Source organism: Mesorhizobium sp. M0862, assembly GCF_040319795.1.
Classification (GTDB): Bacteria; Pseudomonadota; Alphaproteobacteria; order Rhizobiales; family Rhizobiaceae; genus Mesorhizobium.
The window spans coordinates 155621-181711 of the sequence record NZ_JAMYOJ010000011.1; the positions used below are offsets into that span (position 1 = coordinate 155621).

At 63.2% G+C, this 26091-nt stretch carries 29 protein-coding genes and 1 pseudogene; 17 read left to right on the forward strand and 13 right to left on the reverse strand.

Annotated elements, in window-relative coordinates:
• Window positions 1–17 precede the first annotated feature (17 nt).
• Entirely contained in the window at window positions 18–371 is a 354-nt protein-coding gene (locus tag NKI15_RS18330) for a DUF1304 domain-containing protein (protein WP_023728634.1), read from the forward strand.
• 78 nt (window positions 372–449) lie between these two features.
• Here the strand turns inward: NKI15_RS18330 and NKI15_RS18335 are convergent, their stop codons facing one another.
• The 7 genes from NKI15_RS18335 to NKI15_RS18365 form a co-directional block, all read right to left on the reverse strand.
• Window positions 450–875 (reverse strand): hypothetical protein, encoded by a 426-nt coding sequence (locus NKI15_RS18335; protein WP_023747296.1) that lies wholly within the window; start codon window positions 873–875, stop codon window positions 450–452.
• A 239-nt stretch (window positions 876–1114) separates the two neighbouring features.
• Window positions 1115–2146, reverse strand: a complete 1032-nt coding sequence (locus tag NKI15_RS18340) for a peptidoglycan -binding protein (RefSeq protein ID WP_352514823.1) — start codon at window positions 2144–2146, stop codon at window positions 1115–1117.
• A gap of 1 nt (window position 2147) precedes the next feature.
• Window positions 2148–3173 carry a MotA/TolQ/ExbB proton channel family protein gene (locus NKI15_RS18345; RefSeq protein WP_023668754.1) on the reverse strand — a complete coding sequence of 342 codons (1026 nt, stop codon included), beginning with the start codon at window positions 3171–3173 and terminating at the stop codon, window positions 2148–2150.
• Window positions 3174–3352: 179 nt separating this feature from the next.
• On the reverse strand, window positions 3353–3973 hold the full coding sequence (trhA, locus tag NKI15_RS18350; protein WP_023694587.1) for a PAQR family membrane homeostasis protein TrhA: 621 nt from the start codon (window positions 3971–3973) through the stop codon (window positions 3353–3355).
• 206 nt (window positions 3974–4179) lie between these two features.
• Complete coding sequence (locus NKI15_RS18355; RefSeq protein WP_352514822.1) at window positions 4180–4980, reverse strand: inositol monophosphatase family protein; 801 nt, start codon at window positions 4978–4980, stop codon at window positions 4180–4182.
• Window positions 4981–5002: 22 nt separating this feature from the next.
• Window positions 5003–5569, reverse strand: a complete 567-nt coding sequence (efp, locus tag NKI15_RS18360) for an elongation factor P (protein ID WP_023668757.1) — start codon at window positions 5567–5569, stop codon at window positions 5003–5005.
• A gap of 141 nt (window positions 5570–5710) precedes the next feature.
• Window positions 5711–6595 (reverse strand): LysR family transcriptional regulator, encoded by an 885-nt coding sequence (locus NKI15_RS18365; RefSeq protein WP_023747294.1) that lies wholly within the window; start codon window positions 6593–6595, stop codon window positions 5711–5713.
• An 80-nt stretch (window positions 6596–6675) separates the two neighbouring features.
• Here NKI15_RS18365 and NKI15_RS18370 point away from each other — a divergent pair, with 80 nt between their 5' ends.
• Window positions 6676–7692 carry a zinc-dependent alcohol dehydrogenase family protein gene (locus NKI15_RS18370; protein WP_023742241.1) on the forward strand — a complete coding sequence of 339 codons (1017 nt, stop codon included), beginning with the start codon at window positions 6676–6678 and terminating at the stop codon, window positions 7690–7692.
• 9 nt (window positions 7693–7701) lie between these two features.
• Here NKI15_RS18370 and NKI15_RS18375 read toward each other — a convergent pair whose 3' ends face one another.
• From NKI15_RS18375 to NKI15_RS18385, 3 genes are all read right to left on the reverse strand, one after another.
• On the reverse strand, window positions 7702–8766 hold the full coding sequence (locus tag NKI15_RS18375) for a tetratricopeptide repeat protein (RefSeq protein WP_352886504.1): 1065 nt from the start codon (window positions 8764–8766) through the stop codon (window positions 7702–7704).
• 46 nt (window positions 8767–8812) lie between these two features.
• Window positions 8813–9460: a thiamine phosphate synthase gene (locus NKI15_RS18380; protein ID WP_023747292.1), complete on the reverse strand. Its 648-nt coding sequence runs from the start codon at window positions 9458–9460 to the stop codon at window positions 8813–8815.
• Window positions 9461–9602: 142 nt separating this feature from the next.
• Window positions 9603–10520, reverse strand: a complete 918-nt coding sequence (locus NKI15_RS18385) for a DMT family transporter (RefSeq protein ID WP_023684172.1) — start codon at window positions 10518–10520, stop codon at window positions 9603–9605.
• A gap of 129 nt (window positions 10521–10649) precedes the next feature.
• On the opposite strand from NKI15_RS18385, the gene NKI15_RS18390 reads away from it, so the two are divergent.
• Window positions 10650–11087, forward strand: a complete 438-nt coding sequence (locus NKI15_RS18390; protein ID WP_023747291.1) for an Lrp/AsnC family transcriptional regulator — start codon at window positions 10650–10652, stop codon at window positions 11085–11087.
• On the opposite strand, the gene NKI15_RS18395 is transcribed toward NKI15_RS18390, so the two are convergent.
• Entirely contained in the window at window positions 11084–11542 is a 459-nt protein-coding gene (locus NKI15_RS18395; RefSeq protein WP_352514820.1) for a GNAT family N-acetyltransferase, read from the reverse strand. The two genes, NKI15_RS18390 and NKI15_RS18395, sit on opposite strands and share 4 nt — an antisense overlap.
• Window positions 11543–11785: 243 nt before the next feature.
• Here NKI15_RS18395 and NKI15_RS18400 point away from each other — a divergent pair, with 243 nt between their 5' ends.
• Window positions 11786–12556: a sulfite exporter TauE/SafE family protein gene (locus NKI15_RS18400; protein ID WP_023668765.1), complete on the forward strand. Its 771-nt coding sequence runs from the start codon at window positions 11786–11788 to the stop codon at window positions 12554–12556.
• A gap of 7 nt (window positions 12557–12563) precedes the next feature.
• Here the strand turns inward: NKI15_RS18400 and NKI15_RS18405 are convergent, their stop codons facing one another.
• Window positions 12564–13115, reverse strand: a complete 552-nt coding sequence (locus NKI15_RS18405) for a DUF2269 family protein (RefSeq protein WP_352514819.1) — start codon at window positions 13113–13115, stop codon at window positions 12564–12566.
• Window positions 13116–13425: 310 nt separating this feature from the next.
• Here NKI15_RS18405 and NKI15_RS18410 point away from each other — a divergent pair.
• The 6 genes and pseudogenes from NKI15_RS18410 (at window position 13426) to NKI15_RS18435 (ending at window position 18047) form a co-directional block, all read left to right on the forward strand.
• Window positions 13426–13807: pseudogene (locus NKI15_RS18410) on the forward strand (hypothetical protein).
• Window positions 13808–14193: 386 nt separating this feature from the next.
• On the forward strand, window positions 14194–14724 hold the full coding sequence (gene rcdA, locus NKI15_RS18415) for a protease adaptor protein RcdA (protein ID WP_023688956.1): 531 nt from the start codon (window positions 14194–14196) through the stop codon (window positions 14722–14724).
• Window positions 14725–14791: 67 nt separating this feature from the next.
• Complete coding sequence (gene ruvC / locus NKI15_RS18420) at window positions 14792–15298, forward strand: crossover junction endodeoxyribonuclease RuvC (protein ID WP_023668769.1); 507 nt, start codon at window positions 14792–14794, stop codon at window positions 15296–15298.
• Between the two features lie 10 nt (window positions 15299–15308).
• The gene (gene ruvA, locus NKI15_RS18425) at window positions 15309–15929 is read left to right on the forward strand and encodes a Holliday junction branch migration protein RuvA (RefSeq protein WP_352514818.1); all 621 of its coding nucleotides are present in this window, start codon (window positions 15309–15311) and stop codon (window positions 15927–15929) included.
• Between the two features lie 43 nt (window positions 15930–15972).
• Complete coding sequence (gene ruvB / locus NKI15_RS18430) at window positions 15973–17010, forward strand: Holliday junction branch migration DNA helicase RuvB (RefSeq protein WP_023688958.1); 1038 nt, start codon at window positions 15973–15975, stop codon at window positions 17008–17010.
• A 134-nt stretch (window positions 17011–17144) separates the two neighbouring features.
• Window positions 17145–18047, forward strand: a complete 903-nt coding sequence (locus NKI15_RS18435) for a metallophosphoesterase (RefSeq protein WP_352514817.1) — start codon at window positions 17145–17147, stop codon at window positions 18045–18047.
• A gap of 144 nt (window positions 18048–18191) precedes the next feature.
• On the opposite strand, the gene NKI15_RS18440 is transcribed toward NKI15_RS18435, so the two are convergent.
• A complete protein-coding gene (locus tag NKI15_RS18440) occupies window positions 18192–19442 on the reverse strand; it encodes a glycoside hydrolase family 5 protein (RefSeq protein WP_352514816.1) in 1251 nt (416 codons plus the stop codon).
• Between the two features lie 65 nt (window positions 19443–19507).
• Here NKI15_RS18440 and ybgC point away from each other — a divergent pair, with 65 nt between their 5' ends.
• The 7 genes from ybgC to ybgF all read left to right on the forward strand — a co-directional run bounded on the left by ybgC (window position 19508) and on the right by ybgF (window position 26045).
• Window positions 19508–19978, forward strand: coding sequence for a tol-pal system-associated acyl-CoA thioesterase (gene ybgC, locus NKI15_RS18445; RefSeq protein ID WP_023673845.1), 471 nt, complete (start codon window positions 19508–19510; stop codon window positions 19976–19978).
• Window positions 19979–20290: 312 nt separating this feature from the next.
• A complete protein-coding gene (gene tolQ, locus NKI15_RS18450; RefSeq protein WP_023673844.1) occupies window positions 20291–21001 on the forward strand; it encodes a protein TolQ in 711 nt (236 codons plus the stop codon).
• A gap of 9 nt (window positions 21002–21010) precedes the next feature.
• Window positions 21011–21463 carry a protein TolR gene (gene tolR, locus NKI15_RS18455; protein WP_023673843.1) on the forward strand — a complete coding sequence of 151 codons (453 nt, stop codon included), beginning with the start codon at window positions 21011–21013 and terminating at the stop codon, window positions 21461–21463.
• 7 nt (window positions 21464–21470) lie between these two features.
• Entirely contained in the window at window positions 21471–22628 is a 1158-nt protein-coding gene (gene tolA, locus NKI15_RS18460) for a cell envelope integrity protein TolA (RefSeq protein WP_023700291.1), read from the forward strand.
• Between the two features lie 38 nt (window positions 22629–22666).
• On the forward strand, window positions 22667–23971 hold the full coding sequence (gene tolB / locus NKI15_RS18465; RefSeq protein WP_023673841.1) for a Tol-Pal system beta propeller repeat protein TolB: 1305 nt from the start codon (window positions 22667–22669) through the stop codon (window positions 23969–23971).
• 273 nt (window positions 23972–24244) lie between these two features.
• Window positions 24245–24751 carry a peptidoglycan-associated lipoprotein Pal gene (gene pal / locus NKI15_RS18470; protein ID WP_023684182.1) on the forward strand — a complete coding sequence of 169 codons (507 nt, stop codon included), beginning with the start codon at window positions 24245–24247 and terminating at the stop codon, window positions 24749–24751.
• A 211-nt stretch (window positions 24752–24962) separates the two neighbouring features.
• On the forward strand, window positions 24963–26045 hold the full coding sequence (gene ybgF, locus NKI15_RS18475) for a tol-pal system protein YbgF (protein ID WP_023726183.1): 1083 nt from the start codon (window positions 24963–24965) through the stop codon (window positions 26043–26045).
• Window positions 26046–26091 lie beyond the last annotated feature (46 nt).

Genomic DNA, 26091 nt, shown 5'->3' on the forward strand with positions numbered 1-26091 from the left:
ATGGAGGGGAGACTAAGATGATCGGCAATATCCTGGTCGGGCTGGTGGCCCTGATCCACCTCTTTATCGTCTATCTGGAGATGGTGGCGTGGGACACACCGCGCGGGCACAGGGCGTTCAACCTCAAGCCGGACTTCGCCAGCGCATCGAAGGTGCTCGCCGCCAATCAGGGGCTCTACAACGGCTTCCTTGCTGCGGGGCTGATCTGGGGCCTCTATCTCGGCGCGGCGGGATTCCAGATCAAGGTGTTCTTCCTGCTTTGCATCGCCGTCGCCGGCCTCTATGGCGCGGCGACTGCCAGCCGGAAGATCCTCTATATTCAGACCGTGCCGGCGGTGCTGGGCCTCGCTGCGCTGTGGCTGGGCTGGTGACAAAAAAGACGCCCTCGGAGCCAGATCCGGGGGCGTCAGACAGTCCCTTCCTCATTCCTGGAGATATCAGAGCGGATCTCAGCCGTTCGGATAATTCCCGCCGTCGGAGCCATCACCGATCATGAAGCCGCTGCCGGTGTCGGACATCAGCCTCTGATCGACATTGTCGAGGCGGCGCAGCAGATCGTGATATTGCGCGGCCGGGATCCGGCCATGGTCCGAAGCGGCGACCCGTTCGGCGGCCTGGCCGATATGCGCCGCACGCAGATGCAGCCACCGCGCTTCCGAGGTCGAGATGCCCTTCGTTTCGCGCGCATCCGTGATGCCCTGTTCGACGCCCCGCACCTGCTCGATCAGGCCGGTCACGCGCGGACTGGTCATGTCGGTCGGGTCGCTGGCGTCGAGGGCGCCCTTGTGATGTCCGGCGGCATGGGCGCCGGCGAGTGGAACAGTGATCAGAAGTGTCGTGAGGGTTGCGGTCCTGAGAGTCTTCAAAGAGCGCATGATGTGCGTCTCCTCCTGCTGTGGAAGGGGCAAGCGCTTTCGCTCCACCTTCCGGAAGCGGGCCGTCCGGTTCCGTCGCGTCGCGATGGGAGGCATCGCCGGCGGTTCTCGGCCCTGCGCGTCAAAGTAGGAGCCCGGAAACGCGAAGTGTAGTTAAAGAAAGATAATGTTTTCAGGCCTTGCCGGCTTGGCGTTGCGCCCTAGAGTTGAGCCGGCAAACAATTTCGCGTGACTGAAAATCACCGTTCGGTGAGCTTCAGTTCAATGCGTCGGTTCTTGTTGCGGGCGTCTTCGGTGTCGGCGGGGTCGAGTGGCTGGAATTCGCCGAAGCCGGCCGCAACCAGCCGGTTGGCGGGCACGCCGTTCTCGATCAGGTATTTGACCACCGAGGTCGAACGCGCCGTCGACAATTCCCAATTGTCGCGATAGCGGCCGGCGCCGGACAGCGGCTTGTTGTCGGTGTGGCCGTCGACGCGCAGCACCCAGTTGATCTCGGGCGGGATTTCCTTTTGCAACTCGATGATGGCATCGGCGAGCTTCTTCATCTCGACCTTGCCGGCATCGTTGATCACTTCCGACCCGGTCGGGAACAGAACTTCCGACTGGAAGACGAAGCGGTCGCCGACGATGCGGATGTTCTCGCGATCGACGAGGATTTCGCGCAGGCGGCCGAAGAAGTCGGAGCGGTACCGGTTCAGTTCCTGCACGCGCTGCGCCAGCGCGACGTTGAGCCGACGGCCGAGATCGGCGATCTTGGTGTTGGAATCGCGGTCGCGCGTTTCGGACACGTTGAGGGCGTCCTCGAGCGCGCCGATCTGCTTGCGCAGTGCCGCGATCTGCTGGTTCAGGATCTCGACCTGGCTCAGCGCCTGCTGGCTGATTTGGCGCTGGCTGTCGAGTTCGCCGCCGAGCTCCGCGGCGCGCTGGTTGGCGGCGTCGCCGGCGCCGGCGCCTTGCGCCAGCAACTGCTCGAGCCGGCTCCTTTCTGCTTCCGCCGCCGACAGCGACGCCTGCAGATTGGCCAGCGAATCGTCCTTGTCCTGCGCGGTCGAACGCTCCAGCGCCAGCAGCTGCGTCAGTTCGTTGATCTGCGAGTTGAGGCGCGTGAGCGCCGTATCCTTGCCGGAGAGTTCGCGGCCGAGCAGGAACTGCGCCAGCACGAAAACGGTAAGCAGGAACATGATGGCGAGCAGCAGCGTCGACAGCGCGTCGACGAAGCCCGGCCAATAGTCGATCCGGCGATCGGTGCGCCGGCCCCTGGCGAGAGCCATGCTAGTGGACCCCGGGTTTCTTCAGCGCGTCGGCGATCTTTTCCAGCGTGTTGCGCATCGCCTTCTGCTCGTCCGACTGGGCCTCGACCCAGTCGCGCATGATCTGCTGCTCGGAGCGCATGTTCTTGACCAGGCCGGAAATGCCGTCGGCGAGATTGGCCATGGCGGTGGCGACGCGCGGATTGGAGCCGCCGCCGCTTTCCTGCATGCTGCGCAGCCGTTCCGACAGGACCCGGATCTCGTCGGAGGATTCAGTCTTGGCCGGGTCGGCGACGGCGATGTCGGAGGAGAGATCGGTGACCGAGGACAGCCAGTTTTCAAGCTCGGTATAGAATCGGGTCTGGGCGCGGCCGGCCTGCAGGTCGAGGAAGCCTAGCACCAGCGACCCGGAAAGACCGAACAGCGAGGACGAAAAGGCCGTGCCCATGCCGGCCAGCGGCGCCGACAGCCCCTGCTTCAGCGAATCGAGCACGGCGGCGGCGTCGCCGGTGCCGGGATCGAGCGATTCGATGGTTTCGCGGATCGAGCCGATGGTGTTGAGCAGGCCCCAGAAGGTGCCGAGCAGACCGAGGAACACCAGCAACCCGACGAGATAGCGCGAGGTGTCGCGGCTTTCGTCGAGGCGGGTGGCGATCGAATCCAGCATGGTGCGCATCGAAGACGTCGAGAAGGCGACCGTCGAGGAGCGGCCGATCATTGCCTTCATCGGCGCCAGCAGCACCGGCTCGGTGGTTTCGGAACCGGCGCGGAAGGAATTGACCCAGCGCACTTCGCGAAACAGTCGTCCGACCTGGGCGAAGGCGAGCAGGATGCCGACCACAAGGACGCCGACGATGAGGCCATTGAGGCCGGGATTGCTCCCGAAAGCGGTCGAGATCTGGCGGGTGAGGATGGCGGCGATGAAGGCGACGATGACCAGGAAGATGACCATGGTCAGGAGGAAGACCTGCGGGCTCGACAGTTTGTGCGGATCGTACATCAGGACATCAGAACGCCTGCCCACGCCGAAGGATCTGAGAAAAGCCATCCGTGCCCCGTTTCCGATGCTCTATTTGCCTTGACGCAATTCCGAACGGGAAGCCGCTCATACTTCCCTGGAACTGCTCCAGTGCCGCCGATCACGTAATTCGCGACTCTAAACGGAATTGTGACCAAATTGAATGGCGCTTGGCAATATTGCCCGACTGTCGGGCCGCACCACGCCGTTCAGAGGCGGTTGACGACCAGGCAGTCGACCATGGCGGCAAGATGCAGCCCGGCGCCGGTGACGACAAAGCCGTGCCAGAGGGCATTGTGAAAGCGCAGGCGTTTCCAGGCGAAGAAGATGACGCCGCAGGAGTACACGATGCCGCCGGCGACAATCAGCGCGATCGAAGTCGTCGGCAACGTCGCCACCAGCGGCTTGACCAGGACGACGCCGCTCCAGCCGATGGCGAGATAGAAGACAATGGCCAGACGGTCGAAGCGGCCGGGCAGGAACACTTTCATGGCAATGCCGGTCAAAGCAGCGGTCCAGACAAGGACAATCATCGGCAGCGCCAGCGGCGAGCCGTCGAGCTGGGCCAGAAAGGGCGTGTAGGTCGCGGCGATCAGGAGGTAGATCGCCGCATGATCGAAGCGCCGCAAGATCCACTTCGCCGGCGACGTCACCGGCCACAGATTGTAGGTCAGCGAAATCGACAGCACAGTCAGCAGCGACACCACAAAGAAGGCGGCGGCGATGTATTCGCCGGGACCGGCATGGAAGGCGGCCAGTGCCAGCAAGGCCGAGCCGGCTGCTATCGCCAGCACGATGCCGACCGCATGGACGATGCCATCGGCGATCATCTCCGCACGCGAGTAGTGCCAACGCCCGACATAAGGGATTTCAACTGGCTGGTCTGGCTGCGCTTCTCGCGAGGATAGTGAAGGTATGCTCGTCATAAAAAATCCTGCGTCACCCTTATCTGGGCGGCCGCCGGGCAGTATTTCAAGCTTTGATTGCGGTTTTGCGACCGCGGCGCTTCAGCACGCCGCGCCGGCATGCCAAGTGATCAGCGCGCCGAAAACGGCTTCTTCACCGCCTTGAGCAGCGCGCGCTGGATGACCTCGTTGCCGGCGACGAGCGAACCCGCCTCGAGCATATCCTGGCCTCCATCCATGTCGGAGACGAAGCCACCGGCCTCGCGGATCAGCAGCAGGCCGGCGGCAATGTCCCAGGCCGACAGGCCGGTTTCCCAAAAGCCGTCCATGCGGCCGGCCGCGACATAAGCGAGATCGAGCGCCGCGGAACCCAGGCGGCGCACGCCCGAGACCTCGGCCATCACATTGCGCAACTCGACGAGGAAATTGCCGTGCTGGCCGCGGCCGAGATGCGGCACGCCGCAGCCGATGACGCAGTCGGTGAGCTTGCTGCGGCCGGCAACGCGCAGCCGGCGATCGTTCATGAATGCGCCGCCGCCGCGCTCGGCGGTGTAGAGCTCATCCATTGCCGGATTGTAGATGACGGCGGCGACCAACTGGCCCTGTCGCTCCAGCGCGATCGAGATGGAAAAGATCGGAATGCCGTGCAGGAAATTGGTGGTGCCGTCGAGCGGGTCGACGATCCAACGGTGCTGGTCGTCGTCCCCTGCGATCATGCCGCGCTCTTCCATCAGGAAGGCATAGCCCGGCCGCGCCTTCGACAGTTCGGCAAACAGGATGTCCTCGGCCTTGCGGTCGGCTTGGCTGACATAGTCGCCCGGTCCCTTCATCGACACCTGCAGGTTCTGCACCTCGCCGAAGTCGCGCGACAGCGAGCGGCCGGCCTTCATGGCGGCCTGGACCATGACATTGAGAAGTGCGGAGCGTGCCATCGTATCTGTTCCTGCCTACGCGTCAGTCTGCGCGGCGCATGTAGGTGAGTTCGTTGGTGTCGACGACGATGCGTTCGCCGGCGCCGATGAATGGCGGCACCAGCACGCGGATGCCGTTTTCCAGCACCGCCGGCTTGTACGAGGACGCGGCCGTCTGGCCCTTCACCACCGGGTCGGCCTCGGTGATGGTCAGCGTCACCTGGTCGGGCAGCGAAATGCCGATCGGCCTGTCCTCATAGAGCTGGACCGTCACCATCATGCCGTCCTGCAGGAAGGCGGCGCGGTCGCCGACGAAATCCTTCGCCAGCTCGAGCTGCTCGTAGCTCTGCGTGTCCATGAACACCAGCGCGTCGTCCTGGGCGTAGAGGAAGGAAAAATCCTTCAGATCGAGCCGGATCTGCTCGACGGTCTCCGCTGAGCGGAAGCGCTCGTTGAGCTTGGTGCCGTTGATCAGGTTCTTAAGTTCGACCTGGTTGTAGGCGCCGCCTTTGCCGGGCTTGACGGTGTTGGTCCTGACCGCCACCCAAAGGCCGCCATCGTGCTCGATGACATAGCCGGGACGGATTTCGTTGCCATTGATCTTGGCCATGATGAGATTGATCCGGGATGCTAGCAACGGCTTGGCCGTTGATATGAGGATGGTCGCTGGATAAGCGATTTCGGGCTCCCAAGACCACAAATCGGCAGGAGAGGCAAGGGATGCCAGATCGCCCGACAAGGGCTGGTAGCCTCAAACCTGGGCCGCAATGACTTTGCCGACGGCCTCGACGATGGCGTCCGCAGCCTCAGTCTGCCGGTTGAGATGAGGCGAACGAAGTGCGGCGACCTGCAAGGAAAGGTCGACATCTTCCGTGTTGACCAGCATGAGGCCGTCGGGAAGTCCGCGCCTTGCAAGACGCAACGGCACTAGCCCAAGGCCGTGCCCCCGACGGACCCATTCCATCTGCAAGGCCGGATCCTGTATCTCCGCCGCGATCTCGAAATAACGCCTTCCGCCGACCAGAACGGACGTGAGCTTCTGGCGCGCGTCGCAAGGTGCCGGACTAAGCACCCACGGCATGGGTGTCCGGCCACCGTCTTCCGGATCGGCGACGGTGGACGCAGCTATGACGCCAAGACGTTCAGTGCCAAGCGCTTCCGGACCTGGCTTGTCCGACGATCGCAGAACAATCGTCACATCGAGCTCGCCGCGTTCGAATTGATCGATCAGTTCGGCGCTCCAGCCGGTCTTGAGCCGTAGCGACACTTTCGGGAACGCCGCCGCGGCGTTGGCGATGGCCCCGGCGATGTCGCGGTCCGAGAGGCCATGAGCGAGGCCAAGGCGGAACAGACCTTCCGGCTCGGTCTTTCCGGCGAAGGATTTCAGCGCTTCTACGGAAGCGATGATATCGCGTCCGCGCGCCAGCACTCCCAGCCCCGTCGGCGTCAGTCGCGGCGGCTTTTGCCGGCGGTCGAGCAGCGTCGTGCCAAGCATGTCCTCCAGCCGCTGGATTTGCCGGGTCACAGCCGGCTGCGTCAGCGGCAGGCGCCGGGCGACCTTCTGGATCGAGCCCTCCTCGGCAAACAGGGCGAGCGTGCGCAATTCCTCAAGCATAGTCAGAACGATGTTTTGCAAGCATAATCATTCTGAACATTATGAATTTGAAATCCACCGCCTGGCAAGCGATTTTCCTTTCAAACGGAAGGACAATGACAATGAAGGCAATCGAACTGCAGAGCCCAGGCGGCATCGACAATCTCATGATGGTCGAACGGCCAACGCCGGAACCCGGCCGTCAGGAGATGATCGTCCGCGTCAAGGCGACGGCGCTCAACTACCGCGATGTCGAGATCGCGCGCGGCAGCTATCACACGACATTCCCCTTGCCGCTGGTGCCGCTTTCCGACGGCGTCGGCGAGGTCGTTGCGGTTGGCTCCGAGGTCAGCCGCTTCAAGGTCGGCGACCGGGTCTGCGGCACGTTCTGGCAGCGATGGGTCGGCGGCAGCTTCGCCATGGCCGAACCCTCATACCAGCGCGGTGGCCCCATCGATGGGCTGCTAAGCGAATTCGCCCGGCTGGACGAACAGGCGGCGGTCATCGCCCCGGCGCAGCTCAGCGATGTCGAGGCGGCGACGTTGCCTTGCGCCGCGGTCACTGCCTGGCATGCGTTGTTCACCGAGGGCAAGCTCAAGCCAGGCGAAACCGTGCTCAGCCTCGGCACCGGCGGCGTGTCGCTGTTTGCCGTGCAGTTGGCAAGGGCGGCCGGCGCGCGCGTCATTGTTACGTCGAGCAGCGATGAGAAGCTTGCCCGGGCGAAGGGGCTTGGCGCGCATCACGGCATCAACTACCGCGACAATCCGGACTGGTCGTCGGCCGTGCTGGCGCTGACCGATGGCCGCGGCGCGGACCACATCATCGAAGTCGGTGGTCCCCAGAGTTTCGCGCAGTCGCTCAAGGCGTCGGCGCGCGGCGCCCAGATCAACGTCATCGGCTATCTCGGCGGCAGCGAAGGGGTGATCAATCCGCTCGACATCTTCCGACGCCAGGTGAAAGCACGCGGCATACCGGTCGGCTCGCGCGAGTCCTTCGAAGCGATGAACCGGGCGCTCGCCGTCAATCGGCTGCGGCCGGTGATCGACCGGGTCTTCCCATGGGCAGAGGCAGCGCAGGCCTTTCGCCATCTCGAACACGGCTCTCCCTTCGGCAAGGTCGTGCTGGATCATACACAGTGACGTTGCGTGTCAGGGCAGGCGGTTGGCCTTCTGCAAGGCTTGCTTTGTCTGATCGTCGGTCAGCCCTTGCAGGAAATCGTCCATCTCCGGATCGATAAGGCCGGCGCGGCGGGCGACCACATACCAGGCCCCGGCCAGGATCAGGTCGGGGTCGGTTCCGATGCCGCCCATATAGAGCTTTGCCAACCGGTTCTGGGCAGCGACATTGCCGCCTTCAGCTGCCTGCTTCATCCAGTTGAAGCCGGATTTCAGGTCGCGAACACCGCCCCGGCCCTCGATCATCCAGGCGGCAAGATCGATCTGCGCGGTGTCGTAGTTCTGCCTGGCAGCCTGTGCCAGCAAGCTGCGGGCCTTTGCATCGTCGCGGGTTTTGCCGCCGACGCCATTGGCATAAACCTGCGCCATCGCATACTGGGCGTCGGCAAGCCCTGTCGCCGCGGCACGCTCATAATAAGGCACAGCCCTGGGGGGGGCGGCCGCGCCCGGATCCTGCTGCACGAGCAATTGCGCGAAGTTGAACTGCGCCAGCCGGTTGCCGGCCTCGGCGGCGGCCTGCATCAACGCATAAGCTCCCTTCTCGTCCTTCTTGACGTAGCGGCCGTCGAGCAGCATCAGCGCATACTGGAACTGCGATTCAGGAATCCCCTGCTCGGCGGCCTGCGCATACCATTTGGCGGCTTCCGCTGGGTTGAGCGGCACGCCCAACCCGCGCGACAGGATCTCGGCCACCAGCGTTTGCGCCGCCGGGTCGCCATTCTTGGCCCGCACCAGCGCCAGATTGTAGGCGGTCTTGTAAAGACCGCGCTGGAAAGCGCCATAGGCGGGGTCCGCCGGCTTGGCGCCGAAACGCTCTGGGTTGATCGCGTCGGCCGACGGCAGCGGCGCGGTTGTCGCGGGCTGCGGCAGCGGGGTGTCGATCGGCTTTTCGATATGGACGCCGGAATCCGTGGCACCGGCTTTCGGGGCACCCGTATCGGGGGCGACCGCATCCGGCACGCTGAGGGCGGGCGCGCTGGTGTCCGGCCTCGGCTGCGGCAGCGGAACGGTTTCCGCCGCGATCGCTGCCCCGCTCATCAAGGCCGCAACGAGAACCGCGAGAGGAAGTCCAGGTCGGCGCACGTCAGCCCTCGAAGCGCGGCGCGGTTTGGTCGAGCAGCGCATTGGCGGCGGCAATCGCCGCCTTCGGATCGGCGCCTTCGGCCAAGACGGCGCTGGACAGCGCCACGAACTCGGCGCCAGTGGCGGCCACCGCTTCTACCGAAGCGATGGCGGAACCGGCCATGACGACGCAAGGGATCTCAATCACGTCCGCCCACCATTGCCCGAGCGACAGGTTGCGCGGATGCGGTTCCGGCTTGTTGTCGTAGCCGAAGCGGCCGAAGAAGATGTAGTCGGGCCTGGTTTCGCCGAGTTCCAGCGCGTCGTCGCGCGTCTTGGCGCCGCCGGCGCCGACCATCATCTTGCCCTGGAAGTGTTCGATGGTCTCGGCGAGCGCGTCCTTGGAAACCTCGACATGAATGCCGTCGGCCTGGACACGGCCGGCAATGCGGGTATCGCCGGCGATGACGACGGCGATGCCGGCCGCTTGCGCGGCCGGTACGATCTGTTCTGCGAAGGCCTGGAAGGCAGCCTCGTCCATGCCGTTCTCAGGCAGGATCAGGGAAGCGATATCACCGCCGTCGAAGGCAGCCGCAATGCGCTGCGCCGGAGCGTCCTTGGGTGCGATCAGCACGATGCGGCAGCGGTTGGGGGGTGTTGCGTCGTTCATGGCTTTCGATCCCGGGTTTCGCCTATGCCGGGCGAAGATGGTTGCATTGCGGCATAGAACAAAGCGCCCGCCTTGAACAGGCGGGCGGGGATCGATGAGATGGCTTTGGTTTACGATAGCCCGCAAGAAGACGCTCTGCCGCTCATTTGACGGCTTGCGGGCTTTCGACCGTTGGTTTGGCTTTCCACAAAGTCCAGCCGAGGTTCATGCCGGCGGCGGCGACCAGGATCGCGGCGGCGCCGACGAGCTGGGCCGGATGCAGCCGGTGGCCGAAAGCCATGACATCGACCAGGATCGCCACGACAGGATAGATGAAGGACAGCGACCCCTGCAGATGCGTCGGCAGTTTCTGGATGGCGGCGTACATCAATATGTACACCAGGCCCGTGTGAACGACGCCAAGCGTGGCCAGCATGGCCCAGCTCCAGGCATCTGCGGGCAAATGCGAGAGGTTGGCGAAGGGCGCCAGCATGACGACGCCGACGCAGACCTGGATCAGCGCGATCAGATGCGGCGGGGTGCCCTTGAGCTTCTTGGCGACGATTGCCGCGACAGCCCAGAAGAAGGCCGCTCCGAGCGCCATGACGATGCCGATGACATAATCTGTGCCGGTTATGCCGGAACCGACACCCGCATCGGGCCCTGTCTGCACGATCAGCAGCATGCCGGCGAAGGCGATGCCGAGCCAGGTCAGCTTGGCCAGGGTCAGCCGCTCGCCGAAGAACAGCGCGCCGAAGCCGACCAGCATGAAGGGCTGCGTGTTGTAGACCGCCGTGGCAATCGAGATCGAGGCGCGGGAGAAGGCGCTGAACAGCAACAGCCAGTTGATGACAATGGCCGCGCCGCCAAGAGCGGCGATGGCAACAATGCGCAGCGTCAGCCTGCCGCGCAGCAGCCCGAGTGCCGCGCAGGTGATCAGCAGCGCCACCGCTCCGAAAGCGCAGCGCCAGAACACCACGTCCATGACGGGCTGGCCCGACATGACGACAAACCAGCCGATCGTGCCGACGATCGTCATCGCCGCCGTCATCTCGATCGTGCCGCGTACCGTGTTGTCCATGACAATACCTCTATCTGTTGAGGCCATAATCTCATGCCGCCTTGAGGGTTTATATGCCTTATGAAAGGTGATAAGCGCACAACACCTTATTTAATAAGGCGCGCGCTGCCCTTTTGCTAGGAGATGAAAATGCTGGACGAGTTGGACAGAAAGCTTCTCGACATCCTGATCCTGGATTCGCGGACTTCGTTGAAGGATCTGGCGCAGCAGGTCGGGCTGTCGTCGCCGAGCGTCTCGGAACGGCTGCGGCGGCTCGAGGAACGCGGCGTCATCCGCGCCTTCACCATCGAGATCGAGCCGGAGGCGCTGGGGTTTCCGCTGCAGGCGATCGTGCGGGTGCGGCCACTGCCGGGCAAGCTGCACATCGTGCAGAAGCTGATCGAGGAGATCCCGGAATTCGGCGAATGCGACAAGGTCACCGGCGACGACTGTTTCGTGGCCCGGCTCTACGTGCGCTCCATCGGCGAGCTCGACAAGCTTCTCGACCGCATCGCCGACAAGGCGGAGACCAGCACCGCCATCATCAAGGCGCAGCCGATCCGGCGCCGTCCGCCGCCACTGAACTAAAGCTCCAATTTGTAACCGATGTGGCTGGCCTTGAAGCCGAGCCGGTCATAGAAGCGATGCGCGTCCTGGCGGCTCTTGTTGGTGGTCAGCTGGATAATCTTGCAGCCGCGTTCACGGCACTGTTCGATCGCCCATTCCAGCAGACGCTGTCCCAGCCGTTCGCCGCGGCGGTCTGCGACGACGCGCACAGCCTCGATCTGGCCGCGCAAGGCGCCCTGCAGCGACAGCCCGGCGAGATAGCTGATCTGCAACGTGCCGATGACGCGGCCGCTATCCGTCATCACGGCAAGAAACTGGTTGGGGTCGGCGTCGATGGCGGCAAAGGCGTCGCGATAGGCCTTGGCGAGTGGCTCGGTCGCATCCTCGCGGCTGAGGCCAAGCGGATCGTCGGCGAGCATGGCTACGATGGCAGGCAGGTCGGCCGCTTCGGCGCGGCGGATGTGGGGTTCGCTCATTGTCAAAAACCTGGGGTCAAAAACCTGGGGTCAAAAACCTGGGGTCAAAACCTGGGGCCAAAACCTGGGGTCAAAACCTGATGCATCGGACGGCGCCTTTATGCATCGGCGGCGATCTTGCCGTAAATCCGGAACCGTCGCTTTACGCACAGTTGATCGACACGGCCGGCATTTTCCCGGTCGCGGCGCAAGGGTTTCTGGGCTATTGCAGGGCAATCGTCTTCCCTCCAGCATTTCCAGTTCATGTCAGGTCTGCTCGCCGATCCGTGGTTTTATGCCGCCGCCATTCCGGCGGTGATACTTGTCGGGCTGTCGAAAGGCGGCTTCGGCGGCGCTGTCGGCTTCGTTGGCGTGCCTTTGATGGCGCTGGCCATGCCGCCGGTGCAGGCGGCGGCCATCCTGCTGCCGATCCTGTGCCTGATGGACATCGTTTCGGTGTGGACGTGGTGGGGCGTCTACGACAGAAAGATGCTGGTCGACATGATGCCGGGCGCGGTGATCGGCATTGGGCTCGGCTGGCTGACGGCAGCGCTCGTAACCGAAGAGATGGTGCGGCTGATCGTCGGCGCTGTCGCGCTGATCTTCGTGCTGCGCTGGCTCTATCTCCAGTTCCGCCACGGTTCCGACCATGCGGCGGCGCCCAACCGCATCGCCGCCGCCTTCTGGGGCACCGTCGCCGGCTTCACAAGCTTCGTCGCCCATGTCGGCGGGCCCCCCTTCCAGGTCTATGCGCTGCCGATCCGGCTCGATCCGAAGGTGCTGTCGGGGACATCGGCGATCTTCTTTGCCGCCACCAACGCGCTGAAGCTGATCCCCTACTTCGCGCTTGGCCAGTTCGACACCGCCAACCTGACGGCGTCGGCCGTGCTGATGCCGCTGGCGCCGCTGGCCACCATCGCCGGCGCCTGGCTGGTGCGGCGCATGCGGCCGGAGATTTTTTATCCCTTCACCTACGCGACCGTGGCCGTGGTCGCGGTCAAGCTGCTTTGGGACGGGATCGCCGGCCTGCTCTAAATCCCGCTCAGGCGGCTGCCGGTTTGGTTCGCGGGGCGCTCGCAAAGGTCAGCGATGCACCACCCATGACCACGACCGCCATTGCGCCGAGAGTGGCGATGTCGTGCGCGGTCGGCTTCAGCACCATGTCGGCGACGACGACGATCATGATGACGAAATCGAACTTGACGATCCGTATCATGCGGCGCCCAAACGCTATGGCAGCCGGGGTCATGCCGTCCGCGGCAAGCATTGTGGCAAGCTTTTCGAACGAAGGCTTCAGCACGAGGATACCGGTCAGAAACGCGGCGGCGTAGCCGCAAAGGCCGATGACGACCCAAAGGTCGGAGAAGCCGGTCCATAGCGAAGTCAGCACCAGGCCAGAAGCCAGGGTCGCGACGGACGCCGGCACGAACAGACGCAAGCCGAGTTTGTCCGTCGTTCTCAGCATGACCATCAGCGTCTCGTCGTCGCCGGCGCGATCGGCGAGTATCGAAACCAGCAGCATGGCGAAACCGCCGCCGAGCCAGAGGATCGCTGCCATGACATGCAGGAATTTGAAGAGAGAATACGAGTCCATTGCCGCTCCTTGTGCATCGTTCCGGGGGTAAACGCTGCTTTCGCGCGTCTGCTTCCGAAGGAGGGCGGATTATCTCCGTACATGTATCCAGAAGATGCCGCGTGGGTGCCGGCTTGTTGCGGTGGCGCCGTCGCCGGATTTTACCGCAGCCCGCACAATACCCGGCATTTGCCGGATGGACGCCGTGTCGGCATTGGCTGGTTTCGCGGCATGATCCTGAAACCTGCGGGGACTAAGCCGCTCGCGACCGACGCTCCATTTTGGCCGCGCGCGGTCGGACCAAGTCTGCAGCAACCAACGAGGGTATCCCATGCAAGGCGTAGCACGAAATTTCTTCACCCCTGGCCGTCATCTATTCCCTGTGCGGCATGGCGCTCGGCCTGCATATGGCGATCTCCAATGACCATGGGCAGATGCCGACCCACGCGCACACCATGGTGGCGGGCTGGCTGATGTCGGCGGTGTTTGCTTTCTTCTACCACCTGTTTCCAGCGGTCGGGCAAAAGACGATTGCGGTCGTGCATTTCTGGCTGACGGCAATCTGCGGCATCGCACTGATGATCGGGCTTTACCTTGAACTTGCCGGCCATCCGGAGATCGAGCCGGTGCTGGCTTCCTCCTCGATGGGCTTTTATGCGGCAATGCTGCTGTTCGCCTTCATTTCCTTGCCGGCTGTGTGGAAGAAGGCATGAACAAGCCGACGATCAGGCTTAGGGGGCCGTTGTGCTGATACGGCACAGAAGGGCAGCGGTCGATCAAGAAATGTCCGCGCCGTTAAGGGTTCATTAAGCTTTACAGGTGTTTACTATGTCCATCCAGTGATCTGGATTCTTACCGAGTGGTTGGAGCCACTTCGTTTGACGCCTCCCTGTTAAACTCCTGAGAGCCGCCTTATCCGCGGCTCTTTTTTTGTCTGCTTCTGGTCCGCTTGGCGCCCCTGCGCAGGCGTTAACCGTTTGTTAAACATGTGCTTGCCTTCACCGGCGGCGAAGCGCATTTTCAAGCTTCAGTCATCTAGGGTGCCGGCGTTACGGCGATGAAGCCGAATCAGCCGACGGGGCAGTGCAGGGGCGTATCGATGAACGAGCCTTCGAAGGGCAGCGCGAAAACCATCAAGCTGGCGGAACGCCGGGTTTTCTCCCAATCCTTCAAACCGCTCTACCAGGAAGGAATGGGCCTGGTTGAGCAAGCAGCGGAATATCTCGACGGCAAGGGCCGGGCCGAGGCCAAGAAGCTGTCCAGACTGGCGGCGACGCTCTATGCGGCCGAATCGATGCGGCTGACCACAAGGCTGATGCAGGTCGCCTCCTGGCTGCTTTTGCAGCGGGCGGCAAATTCCGGCGAGATGACCCGCGACCAGGTCGCCTCGGAAAAATCCAAGGTGCGTCTCGACACCGCCTCGGCGCATGACGAAGCGGTCGGCTGGGGCGAACTGCCGAAGGATTTCCTCGACCTCGTCACCCGCTCGCTGCGCCTGCAGGCGCTGGTGCGCCGCATGGACGAAGAGATCTATGGCGGCGCGTTTGCCGAGACGCCGGTAACAGGCCGCCGCGCCAATCCGGTTTCCGACCAGATCACGCTGCTGAATACGGCTTTCGCTCGAGGTTAAACGCTTCCCGTTTCCGGTTTGTTCACATTTCCCTGACATCGCTGTGCGCCGGAGGTAGACTTCGCGCATGAGGGAAGCGATTCGCATTATCGGTATCGATCCGGGGCTGAGGCGCACCGGATGGGGCATCGTCGAGAGCCTCGGCAACTCGCTGCGCTTTATCAGTTCCGGCACTGTACGCTCCGACGACAAGGCGGCGCTGGCGACACGGCTCTGCCAATTGCATGACGGGCTGGCCGAGATCCTGCATGCGGCCATGCCGCAGGAGGCGGCCGTCGAGCAAACCTTCGTCAACAAGGATGCGGTGGCGACACTGAAGCTCGGCCAGGCGCGCGGCATAGCCATGCTGGTGCCGGCGCGTGCCGGCCTTGTCGTCGCCGAATATGCCCCCAATGCCGTCAAAAAGGCGGTGATCGGCGTTGGCCATGGCGACAAGAAGCAAATCCACATGATGGTAAAGGTGCTGTTGCCGAAAGCCGTTTTCGACACCGAACATGCCGCCGACGCGCTAGCTATCGCCATCTGCCACGCGCATCACCGGCAAAGCGTCGCCTACAGGATGGCGCTGGCATGAGGGATCACGCATGATCGGCAAATTGAAAGGCACGCTGGACGAGATCGACGAGGATTTCTGCCTCATCGATGTGCACGGCGTCGGTTATGTCGCCTATTGCTCGGCGCGCACGCTGGCCGCGCTGCCTTCGCCCGGCGAGGCGGTGGTGCTGTTCATCGAGACCTATGTGCGCGAGGACATGATCCGGCTCTACGGTTTCCAATCGGTGCTTGAGCGCGAATGGTTCCGGCTCTTGATGAGCAATGTGCAAGGCGTCGGCGCCAAGGTGGCGCTGGCCATCCTGTCGACGCTGGCGCCGGTCGACCTCGCCAATGCGATCGCGCTGCGCGACATCGCCATGGTCAGCCGCGCGCCCGGCGTCGGCAAGAAGGTGGCCGAGCGCATCGTCACCGAATTGAAGAACAAGGCGCCGGCCTATGCCGGAACCGCCTCCGGCGCCATCGGCCTTAAGCAGGAACTCGGGGAAGGCGTGGCGCCGGCGCCGATCACCGACGCCGTCTCGGCGCTGGTCAATCTCGGCTATTCGCGCGACACCGCAGCCAATGCTGTCGCGGCGGCGCTGAAGACGGCCGGCGAGGACGCCGATGCCTCGAAGCTCATTCGTTTCGGGCTGAAGGAACTGGCGCGGTGAGTGATTGCTTGTCCGGTCCTTTGCCCTGTGCGAGGAAGGCCGCATGAGCCTTTCACCCCGCCTCATTGCCCCGGAAAAGCGCGGCGAGGATGCTGAGCAGACCTTGCGGCCGCAGACGCTCGCCGATTTCGTCGGCCAGGCCGCGGTGCGGGCCAACCTCAAGGTCTTCATCGAGGCCGCCAAGGGCCGCAGCGAGGCGCTTGACCATGTGCTGTTCGTCGGGCCGCCGGGGCTTGGCAAGACAACGCTGGCGCAGATCATGGCGCGCGAGCTCGGCGTCAATTTCCGCTCGACCTCCGGTCCGGTGATCGCCAAGGCCGGCGATCTCGCCGCACTTCTCACCAATCTGGAAGACCGCGATGTGCTGTTCATCGACGAGATCCACCGGCTCAATCCGGCAGTCGAGGAAATCCTCTATCCGGCGATGGAGGATTTCCAGCTCGACCTGATCATCGGCGAAGGTCCGGCGGCACGCTCGGTCAAGATCGATCTTGCCCGCTTCACGCTCGTCGCCGCCACCACCAGGCTCGGCCTTTTGACCAACCCGCTGCGCGACCGTTTCGGCATTCCGGTGCGGCTCAATTTCTATTCTGTCGAGGAACTGGAGCAGATCGTGCGGCGCGGCGCCCGTATCCTGCAAATGCCGCTCGGCGACGACGGCGCGCTGGAGATCGCACGCCGCGCCCGCGGCACGCCGCGCATCGCGGGCCGGCTGCTGCGCCGGGTGCGCGACTTCGCCTCCGTTGCCGGCGACGGTCACGTCGACAAGCAGGTTGCCGACGAAGCCCTGACGCGGCTGGAGGTCGACGCGCTCGGCCTCGACGCGCTCGACCGCCGCTATCTCTCGATGATCGCGCGCAATTTCGGTGGTGGGCCGGTCGGCATCGAAACCATCGCCGCCGGCCTGTCCGAGCCGCGCGACGCCATCGAGGACATTATCGAGCCCTATCTGATCCAGCAGGGTTTCATCCAACGCACGCCACGCGGCCGCGTGCTGACCGCCAATGCCTGGCGCCATCTCGGCCTCGACGCGCCAAAGGATCTGGCACAGCAGCAGATCAACCTGTTCCAGGAAGAGTAACGGACATTTGTTCTTCGGAACGGATTTCTGTGCAGAATCTCCTCAAACCTGCCAGCGTGAAGGCGCATTCCTCGATTGTATCGGGCGTCGCAATGTCGGCGCGAACTGCTCCGATCAAGGTCGGAGCCAGAAAAGTGATCACCAGACGCGGGTTCCTGAAATTCGCCGGAGGTTCGTTCCTCTCGCTGGCTTCGCTCAGTGCCTATGCGGTCGGCATCGAGCCGATGCTGTTGACGCATGTGAAGCGCTACCAGCTGACGCCGCCGCATTGGCCTGCAGATCTCAAGCTGCGCGTCGTAGCACTTGCCGATATTCACGCCTGCCGTCCCTGGATGACGCCTGAGCGGATCGCTTCGCTCGTCGAAGATGCGAACGTGCTGAAGCCCGATCTGATCGTACTGCTCGGCGACTATTTCTCAGGCATGTCCCTGGTGACGAACCGGGTGGAGGCCCATGAATGGGCGCCGGCCTTGTCAGGACTGAAGGCGCCGCTTGGTGTCCTGTCGATCCTCGGCAATCACGACTGGTGGCACGATCCTTTCGCGCAGCAGGCCGGAGCGGGGCCGACTGTGGCGCGCAAGGCATTGGAGGAAGCCGGCATCTCGGTTCTGGAGAACGACGCTGTGCGTCTGGAAAAGAATGGATACGGCTTCTGGATCGCCGGACTCGCCGACCAGCTGGCCCTGTTACCGAACAAGGCCGCAGGCCGCGACAAATTTGAAGGCCTCGACGATCTCGACGGCACGCTGGCCAAGATCACCGACCAGGCACCGATCATCCTGCTTGCGCATGAGCCTGACATTTTCCCGAAAGTGCCGTGGCGGGTTTCGCTGACGCTGTCGGGCCACACACATGGCGGGCAGGTCAGGCTGTTCGGCTATTCACCGGTGGTGCCGTCCCGCTTCGGCAACCGCTTTGCCTATGGCCATGTCGTCGAGAATGACCGCAATTTGATCGTGTCAGGCGGACTCGGCTTCAGCATCGCGCCGGTGCGCTTTGGCATGCGGCCGGAGATCCTACAGATCGACCTCGGTTAGGGCATGCCGGTATTCAGGTGATGCCGGCCTGCAAATGAGGTGTTCCTGCGCTTCCGGTAGTCACGGACCAAAGTCCGCTCCGTTCCGGTTCTCGGACCCCTCATTTCCGACTCGGCCTGATCTGGATCTCGACATGCCCTAGGGCTAATGGAGCGAGCGGATCGCATCCATCACGGCGGGTTCGGCCTTTTCGCCGTTGAAAGCGTCGACGATGCCGAAGGCGCCGCCAAAACTCCACACCGACCATGAGAAGCCATGCGCCTCGGCGCGCGCGATCATGTCCTTGACATAGGCCGCGCGGTATTTGGGCGGCATCACATAGGGATTGCCATATTCCTGGCGGATCATGCCGAACTCGCCCAGCGTGATGTTTTCCGGCTTGATGGCGTTGGCCTTCGCCCAGGCCTCGACCTTTTCGAACGGCGCATCCATGACGCCGAGCAGCTTTTCGTCCGTGTCCATGCTGGCGACTTGTTCATCGAGATAGGCGAGCAGGCCGTTCCGTCTGGTCCGTGGCGCCTCGGCTTTTATCTTGGCGCGGATCGCATCCAGCGTCGCATCGAGCTCGGCGCGCGGCACCGCGGTCAGCGGATAGGGCAGGCCGGTAACATAGAGAATGAAATCGCCGGCCCAGGTCGCGCCCTGATGCGTCAGCAGGAACGGGTCGTAGGAGTGGAAGGTCCAGATGATGTTGTCGTCGGGGATCGACTTTGGGTCGATCCTGACCAGCGAAGCCGCACTGGAATAACAGGCGCCGGTCAGGATCAGCGTCAGCCTGGTGTCCGAGGCGCGCGCGGCCGCGAACAGCTTTTGCTGACGCTCCGGCCACAGGCTGGTGCCCTCGCTGTCGCAGTCGACGATAGGCTCGTTCATCGGCTCGAAAGCGACCTGCGCCGGGTCCTCAGTGGCAAGCGTGCGCGCCATTTTGCGGACGACCTCGACATAGGCCTCGAAGGTTGCGGGATCGTCCATCACCTGGCCCATGCCGATCTCGCGGCCGCCGCCGGCCGGGATCAGGTGCATGTCGACGATCACTTTCAGACCGGCCCGGTTGATCATGCGCGCCGAGTCTCGCACGCTGGCATAGAGGTCGTCGCGCAGCGCCAGCGTCTGGTCCGACATAAACGGCGAGGGGTCGACCGGCATGCGCAGAAAGTCGAAACCGGCGGCCTTCAGCGCCTTGAGGTCACCCTCGTCGAGGAACTTGCGCCATTCCGGATAGGGCAGGATGGCTTGTTGGTCGTTCCATTTGTCTTCCCCGACCCAGGTCGTCCACTGGTCGAGGTTGAGGCCGCGCTTCATCGAAAAGGTCGCGGCCTGACCGGGAAGCGCAGACGCCGCCAGCACCAGCAGCGCTGCCATCAAGGTCTTGATCATCGCCGTCAACAGTGCCATCCGGTTTGCTGCGCTGGTGATTTTGGCAAGACAGGTGCCCCGCCGGGGGCAAAAAGGAAAGCGCGATGGACGATCATGGTGAATCGGCGGCGCTTGCCGGCGGGCTTTCCGGAGCCTTGACGGAATTCGGCCATCGGCTGATGGCGCGAGTCTATTATGCCGACACCGATTTTTCCGGCGTCGTCTACCATGCGCGCTATCTCGAATTCTTCGAGCGCGGGCGCTCGGACTATCTCAGGCTGGCGGGCGTCCACCACACAGAACTTCACGAAGGCAAGCACGGCGAACGGATCGTCTGGGTGGTGCGGCGCATGGAGATCGACTTCCGCTCGCCTGCCCGCATGGACGACATCCTGACCATCGACACATCAACGCAGGATATTTCCGGCGCCCGCATCGTCATGGCGCAGCAATTGAAACGCGGGACAGAGGTTCTGGTCGAAGCAAAGGTCGAGGCGGCGATCATCGGCGAGAACGGCCGGCCGAAGCGCTTTCCGAAAGAATGGATCGCGGCCTTTCTACCAGGAGCAAGCTGATATCCAGGCCTGCCGGCCGGCAACGGGCGGCCAATCGGCAGCGCATTCGATTGTGGATGGATGGTCCGCGTCGTCCCTTGGCGCGGCAATGCGCCGCGCCATATTTCCTAACCCATCCTTAACCATAACGGTTCATGAAGAGATCGGTGAAGATTGGAAGAATCCGCGCGCCTTCCTTTCACCAATATTTGCCCTGAAAAGGCCGCCAACGGTGCATTTTGGGGTTAATCCGGAAGCCAAGCGCGAACGGACCACAAGGGATGCCCATGGGCCAGCCGCCAGCGATGCCCGGAAAATCTTAAGGACTGAAGCATGGAAACTACCGCACTCGCCGATCCGGCAGCGCAATTGTCGATTTGGGCGCTGTTCACACAGGCCAGCTGGGTGGTCAAGCTGGTCATGATCGGTCTGCTCTGCGCCTCGGTCTGGACCTGGGCGATCATCGTCGACAAGCTGGTCAGCTATGCCCGCATGCGTCTGTCGCTCAATCGCTTCGAACAGGTGTTCTGGTCGGGGCAGTCGCTGGAAGAGCTCTATCGCACGCTTGCCGACCGCAAGACCACGGGCATGGGTGCGATCTTCGTCGCCGCCATGCGCGAATGGAAGAAGAGCTTCGAGAAGGGGGCCAAATCGCCGCTCGGCCTGCAGACCCGCATCGACAAGGCGATGGACCTGGCGTTGACGCGCGAGATGGAGAAGCTGGAGGGCCGTCTCGGCTTTCTCGCCACCACTGGTTCGGCCGCACCCTTCATCGGCCTGTTCGGCACCGTCATCGGCATAATGACCTCGTTCCAGGCGATTGCCGGTTCGAAGAACACCAGTCTCGCGGTTGTCGCACCCGGCATTGCCGAAGCGCTGCTGGCGACGGCCATCGGTCTGCTCGCCGCCATTCCGGCGGTTATCGCCTACAACAAGCTGTCATCCGACGCGAACAAGATCGCGGTGCGGATGGAAGGGTTCTCGGATGAGTTCTCCGCCATACTCTCGCGCCAAATCGATGAAAAAGTAGCGCCTAAGGGCTGAGGTAAGAAGATGGGTATGTCGGTTGGCATGGCAGGACGCGGCGGGCGCGGACACAGGCGGCGCGGCCGCCACCATGCATTGATGTCGGAAATCAACGTCACGCCGATGGTCGATGTGATGCTGGTGCTCTTGATCATCTTCATGGTCGCCGCACCTATGTTGACGGTCGGCGTGCCGGTCGACCTGCCGGAGACTAAGGCCAAGGCTATGAACGCCGACACCCAGCCGATCACCGTTTCGATCGACGCGGCCGGCAAGATTTTCCTGCAGGAGACCGAAATCCCAAGGGAAGAGCTGGTCGCCAAGCTGCAGGCGATTTCCAAGACCGGCTACGAAGAGCGCATCTTCATCCGAGGCGACAAGGCGACCAACTATGGCGCCGCGATGGAGGTCATGGCCCTCATCCAGGCCGCCGGCTACAAGAATATCGGCCTGATTTCACTGCAGCAACAGGATCAGTAGACGCACGATGAAGACCGGCCTCACCACATCGGTGATACTGCATACGGTGGCACTGGCTTTCGGCCTGTTCACCCTGTCGGCGCCGGCCGCGCTGCCGTCCACGGATGTCGAGTCGATAGCGGTCGACATCGTTCCCATGGAAGCCATTGCGCAGACGCTGCAGGGCGACAAGAAGGCGGTAATGCACGAAAAGCCGGCGCCGATGCCGACCAAGCGTCCCGACATCGTGCCAGATGCACAGAAAATCGGCGAGAACAGCGTTGATACCGACAAGCCGGTGACGGACGATCCCAAGCCGAAGCCGGTGGAGAAAACAGCGACGGCTGCTCCGGCGCCGACGCCGACCGAAAAGCCGAAGACCGAGGACACGCCGAAGCCAAAGGAAGCGCCGAAGCCGACACCTGCGACGGAGGTGGCGCCGGAGCCGCAGCCGAAGGAAGAGGTCAAGCCCGAGCCGGTGAAGCAGGTTGAACCGAAGCCGACCCCGGTGAAGGAGCCTGCACCAACACCGCAGCCGGACACGACCGCCGCCATAGAGCCGAAGCCACGCGTGAAGCCCGATGCGGTCGCCGAAGCCATATCGGATCAGCAGCCTCTGGAAGAAGCGCAGCTTCCGACTTCCGCTCCTGCTCCCGAAGCACGGCCGAAGCCGCAGCCGGCGCAGGCCGAAAGCGCGAAGGCTCCGGACCGCAAGGACACCGACAAGCCGGTCAAGGAAGCCTCGTCGAAGCCGAAGTCGGATGACAAGCAGTTCAATGAGGCTGACATCAAGGCTTTGCTCGACAAGCAGAAGCCATCCGGCGGCGGCGCCAAGCGCTCGACCCAGCAGGCATCGCTAGGCGGCGACAAGGATCAAGGCCAGAAGCTGTCGAAGTCCGAGCAAGGGGCATTGGAAGAACAGCTCGGTGGCTGCTGGACCCTCCCGGTTGGGCTTGAGGGTTCTGAGGATTTCACCGTGGTGATCCGTTTCAGCCTGGATGCCTCCGGCAAGCTGGAGGGCCGTCCGACCGTCGAGAAGTCCAGCGGCAACCCCCAATTCGACAGCAGCGCGGTTCGCGCTGTGCAGAAATGCGATGTCGCCGGCCTGCAGGTGCCCGCCGGAAAGCATGACATTTGGTCCGACGTTCGCGTCAACTTCGATCCCAGAGCGATGCTTGGCCTGTAGCCTGAGCACCCAGAAATCAGCAAGAGAAGCGAGAAGACATGAAATCCATCCTCAAGCCGCTCCTGATGGTCGCCGCGATGGCGATGGGCATGAACGCCGTCGTCACCTTGCCTGCTCGAGCAACCCTCGAGCTCAACGTCAACAAAGGCAATGTCGAACCGATGCCGATCGCCATCCCAGATTTCCAGGGAGGGCTCGGCGCGCAGATTTCCGAGATCGTCACCGCCGACCTGAAGCGCTCCGGTCTCTTCGCACCGATAGACAAGAACGCCTTCATCGAGAAGATCGCCAATCCGGATGCGCAGCCCCGTTTCGACGACTGGAAGGTGATCAATGCGCAGGCGCTGGTCACCGGCAGCGTGAGCAAGGAGGCGGACGGCCGAATCCGCGCCCAGTACCGACTATGGGATATTTTTGGCAACCAGCAGATAGCCGGGGAGCAGTTTTTCGCCAACGACGCAAATCAACGCCGTGTCGCCCACATCATCGCCGATGCGATCTATGAGAAGCTCACCGGCGAGAAGGGCTATTTCGACACACGCGTCGTCTTCATCGACGAATCCGGCGCCAAGAATGCGCGCAAGAAGCGGCTCGCCATCATGGACCAGGACGGCGCCAATGTGCGCTATCTCTCCGATGGCCGCTCGATCGTGCTAACGCCGCGTTTCTCGCCCAACCGGCAGGAAATCACTTACATGTCGTACGAAAGCGGCCAGCCGCGGGTCTATCTGCTGCAGATCGAGACCGGGCAGCGCGAACTGGTCGGCAATTTTCCCGGCATGACCTTTGCGCCGCGCTTTTCGCCCGACGGCCAGAAGGTGATCATGAGCCTGCTGCGCGATGACGGCAATTCCAACATCTTTGCCATGGATCTGCGCAGCCGCTCGACCACCCGGCTGACCAACTCGACCGCCATCGACACCTCGCCCTCTTATTCGCCCGACGGCAGCAAGGTGGTGTTCACTTCCGACCGTGGCGGCCGCGCGCAGATCTATGTGATGGGCGCCGACGGCTCGGGCCAGACCCGCATTTCGTTCGGCGACGGCGTCTATTCGACGCCGGTGTGGTCGCCGCGCGGCGACCTCGTCGCCTTCACCAAGCAGACCGGCGGCGAATTCCAGATCGGCGTCATGAAGACCGACGGTTCGGGCGAGCGCATCCTCTCCTCGGGCTTCCAGCAGGAGGGACCGACCTGGGCGCCCAACGGCCGCGTGCTGATGTTCTTCCGCGACTCCGCCGGCGGCCCAAAACTGGTTTCCGTCGATCTCACCGGCCGCAACGAACAGTCGATCCCGACCGCGAATTTTGCTTCCGACCCGGCGTGGTCGCCGCTGCTGGAGTAACTAAGTTTCGGCCTGGCCCGCTCGCTTCGTTGCAACTCGGCAACACTACCTTAAAAGCCCCGTTTTGGGGCTTTTTTCACGCCAAAGTCGCGTTTTGGCCGCATTTCCGCCTACGGTCCGCGACCATTGTGGCATCAGGTCATTTTGGCCGGGACGGCGGCTGAAACCAAATTTTAACCGTGTTTCTTGAATGCCGGTTAACCCAAACGTGGTTACTGGGTGATCAACGAAATCACTCGAAATACGATCACTCGAATACGAAGGAGAGGCGGCATGGGCCGTATCGCAGCACTTACCAGAAACCCGGCGATGATCGCCCTGATCGCAATGCTCGCCATCACCGGTTGCGCCTCGAAGAAAACCCCGAACAACGCTGCCGATCTCGGTCTCAATGGCGCGGGTGCCGCAACGCCGGGCTCGGCGCAGGACTTCACCGTCAACATTGGCGACCGCATCTTCTTCGACACGGACTCGACCGCGATCCGCGCCGATGCGCAGACGACGCTGTCGCGCCAGGCACAGTGGCTCAACCAGTACAAGCAGTACGCCATCGTCGTCGAAGGCCATGCCGACGAACGCGGCACGCGTGAATACAATTTGGCTCTCGGCGCCCGCCGCGCCGCCGCCACCCGCGACTTCCTGGTCGCCAGGGGCGTTTCGGCGAGCCGCCTGAAGACCATTTCCTACGGCAAGGAACGTCCGGTCGCGGTCTGCGACGACATCTCCTGCTGGTCGCAGAATCGCCGCGCCGTCACCACGCTCTCCGGCGCCGGCTCCTGATGAGTAAGACGGCGGCCTTAGTCGCATAATTGCAACACCTCCATGCGAAAGGCGGCCTTGTGGCCGCCTTTTTCAGTTTCGGCCCCGGAAACAAACCCGGAAACAAAATTTGGCCGAAGTCTCGCCTCCTGCTAAGAGCCGAGGGCGTCGTGCCGGTCCCACTGTGATCGGAAGGCGCGAACAGGCTCACGATATTCACGGCGAGAGGCACATGCATTTCAGATCGGTCTTGAGCGGCACGCTTGCGCTGCTGCTCGTATCAGGCTTCGCGGCTTCTGCGAGCGGCACCGGACAACCCGCGGATAGCGGCTTTTCCTTCCATCTGCCGACGCTCGGCATTTTCGGCAAGAAGGAGAAGCCGGAGCAGCAACAGATCGCGCAGCAGCAGGACGGCACCGCCGCCGCGGGGCTGGAAGATCAGCTCCGGCAGATGAACGGCAAGCTCGAGGAACTCAACTTCCAGATCCTGCAGATGCAGGAGCAGATGCGCAAGCAGCAGGAAGACAACGAGTTCCGCTTCCAGCAGTTGGAAGGCGGCTCCAGCGGGCAGCCGCCGGCCCAGAAGAAATCGGAGGCCGCGCCGCAGGACGGTGGCGCGGGCACCGGCGTCGCCGAGGCCCCGGCAGACCAGGCGCCGGCCGGTGCCGGCGCGCAGTCGGATGGCGGCCAGAGCGTCGGCGAGGTCATCGTCGAATCGCAGACCGGCGATCCCGGCAAGGTGATCAACGGCACGCCGCCCAAGACCTTCGGCACCATTACCGTCGACAAGAACGGCAATGTAATCGACGCCGGCGGCAACACGCAGGCAGCGGCGCCGGCGGAAGGTGCGGCTCCCGCCGCCGAGGCGCCGGCTGCCGGGGCTAAGACCGGCAAGTCGGACGGCACGGTGGTGGCGGCGCTGCCTGCCACCAACAACCCGGAAGAGATCTACCGCAACTCCTACCAGTTCATCCTGTCGGGCGACTACAGCACCGCCGAGCAGGGTTTTCGCGACCACATCGCCCGGTTCCCGAAGGACGCCAAGGCGGCGGACGCGCATTACTGGCTTGGCGAATCGCTGCTTGGCCAGCAGAAGTATCATGACGCTGCCGAGGTTTTCCTCTCCGCCAGCAAGGACTATCCGAAGGCCAAGAAGGCGCCTGACATGCTCCTGAAGCTTGGCGTGTCGCTGGTCGGCCTCAAGCAGAAGGATGTCGCCTGCGCCACCTTCGGCGAGATCGGCAAGCGCTATCCCGATATTTCGGCCGCGCTCAAGGAACGCGTCAAGCAGGAGAGGGCGCTGGCGGCGTGCTAGTCTTTGCCGTGTTGTCCCAGAACCGGGACCACTTTTGCGCGACATG

Coding starts and splice junctions, on each gene's coding strand:
- NKI15_RS18330 (WP_023728634.1), top strand. CDS start 18: ATGATCGGCAATATCCTGGTCGGGCTGGTGGCCCTGATCCACCTCTTT.
- NKI15_RS18335 (WP_023747296.1), bottom strand. CDS start 875: ATGCGCTCTTTGAAGACTCTCAGGACCGCAACCCTCACGACACTTCTG.
- NKI15_RS18340 (WP_352514823.1), bottom strand. CDS start 2,146: ATGGCTCTCGCCAGGGGCCGGCGCACCGATCGCCGGATCGACTATTGG.
- NKI15_RS18345 (WP_023668754.1), bottom strand. CDS start 3,173: ATGGCTTTTCTCAGATCCTTCGGCGTGGGCAGGCGTTCTGATGTCCTG.
- trhA (WP_023694587.1), bottom strand. CDS start 3,973: ATGATCGCCGATGGCATCGTCCATGCGGTCGGCATCGTGCTGGCGATA.
- NKI15_RS18355 (WP_352514822.1), bottom strand. CDS start 4,980: ATGGCACGCTCCGCACTTCTCAATGTCATGGTCCAGGCCGCCATGAAG.
- efp (WP_023668757.1), bottom strand. CDS start 5,569: ATGGCCAAGATCAATGGCAACGAAATCCGTCCCGGCTATGTCATCGAG.
- NKI15_RS18370 (WP_023742241.1), top strand. CDS start 6,676: ATGAAGGCAATCGAACTGCAGAGCCCAGGCGGCATCGACAATCTCATG.
- NKI15_RS18375 (WP_352886504.1), bottom strand. CDS start 8,766: ATGAGCGGGGCAGCGATCGCGGCGGAAACCGTTCCGCTGCCGCAGCCG.
- NKI15_RS18380 (WP_023747292.1), bottom strand. CDS start 9,460: ATGAACGACGCAACACCCCCCAACCGCTGCCGCATCGTGCTGATCGCA.
- NKI15_RS18385 (WP_023684172.1), bottom strand. CDS start 10,520: ATGGACAACACGGTACGCGGCACGATCGAGATGACGGCGGCGATGACG.
- NKI15_RS18390 (WP_023747291.1), top strand. CDS start 10,650: ATGCTGGACGAGTTGGACAGAAAGCTTCTCGACATCCTGATCCTGGAT.
- NKI15_RS18395 (WP_352514820.1), bottom strand. CDS start 11,542: ATGAGCGAACCCCACATCCGCCGCGCCGAAGCGGCCGACCTGCCTGCC.
- NKI15_RS18400 (WP_023668765.1), top strand. CDS start 11,786: ATGTCAGGTCTGCTCGCCGATCCGTGGTTTTATGCCGCCGCCATTCCG.
- NKI15_RS18405 (WP_352514819.1), bottom strand. CDS start 13,115: ATGGACTCGTATTCTCTCTTCAAATTCCTGCATGTCATGGCAGCGATC.
- rcdA (WP_023688956.1), top strand. CDS start 14,194: ATGAACGAGCCTTCGAAGGGCAGCGCGAAAACCATCAAGCTGGCGGAA.
- ruvC (WP_023668769.1), top strand. CDS start 14,792: ATGAGGGAAGCGATTCGCATTATCGGTATCGATCCGGGGCTGAGGCGC.
- ruvA (WP_352514818.1), top strand. CDS start 15,309: ATGATCGGCAAATTGAAAGGCACGCTGGACGAGATCGACGAGGATTTC.
- ruvB (WP_023688958.1), top strand. CDS start 15,973: ATGAGCCTTTCACCCCGCCTCATTGCCCCGGAAAAGCGCGGCGAGGAT.
- NKI15_RS18440 (WP_352514816.1), bottom strand. CDS start 19,442: ATGGCACTGTTGACGGCGATGATCAAGACCTTGATGGCAGCGCTGCTG.
- ybgC (WP_023673845.1), top strand. CDS start 19,508: ATGGACGATCATGGTGAATCGGCGGCGCTTGCCGGCGGGCTTTCCGGA.
- tolQ (WP_023673844.1), top strand. CDS start 20,291: ATGGAAACTACCGCACTCGCCGATCCGGCAGCGCAATTGTCGATTTGG.
- tolR (WP_023673843.1), top strand. CDS start 21,011: ATGGGTATGTCGGTTGGCATGGCAGGACGCGGCGGGCGCGGACACAGG.
- tolA (WP_023700291.1), top strand. CDS start 21,471: ATGAAGACCGGCCTCACCACATCGGTGATACTGCATACGGTGGCACTG.
- tolB (WP_023673841.1), top strand. CDS start 22,667: ATGAAATCCATCCTCAAGCCGCTCCTGATGGTCGCCGCGATGGCGATG.
- pal (WP_023684182.1), top strand. CDS start 24,245: ATGGGCCGTATCGCAGCACTTACCAGAAACCCGGCGATGATCGCCCTG.
- ybgF (WP_023726183.1), top strand. CDS start 24,963: ATGCATTTCAGATCGGTCTTGAGCGGCACGCTTGCGCTGCTGCTCGTA.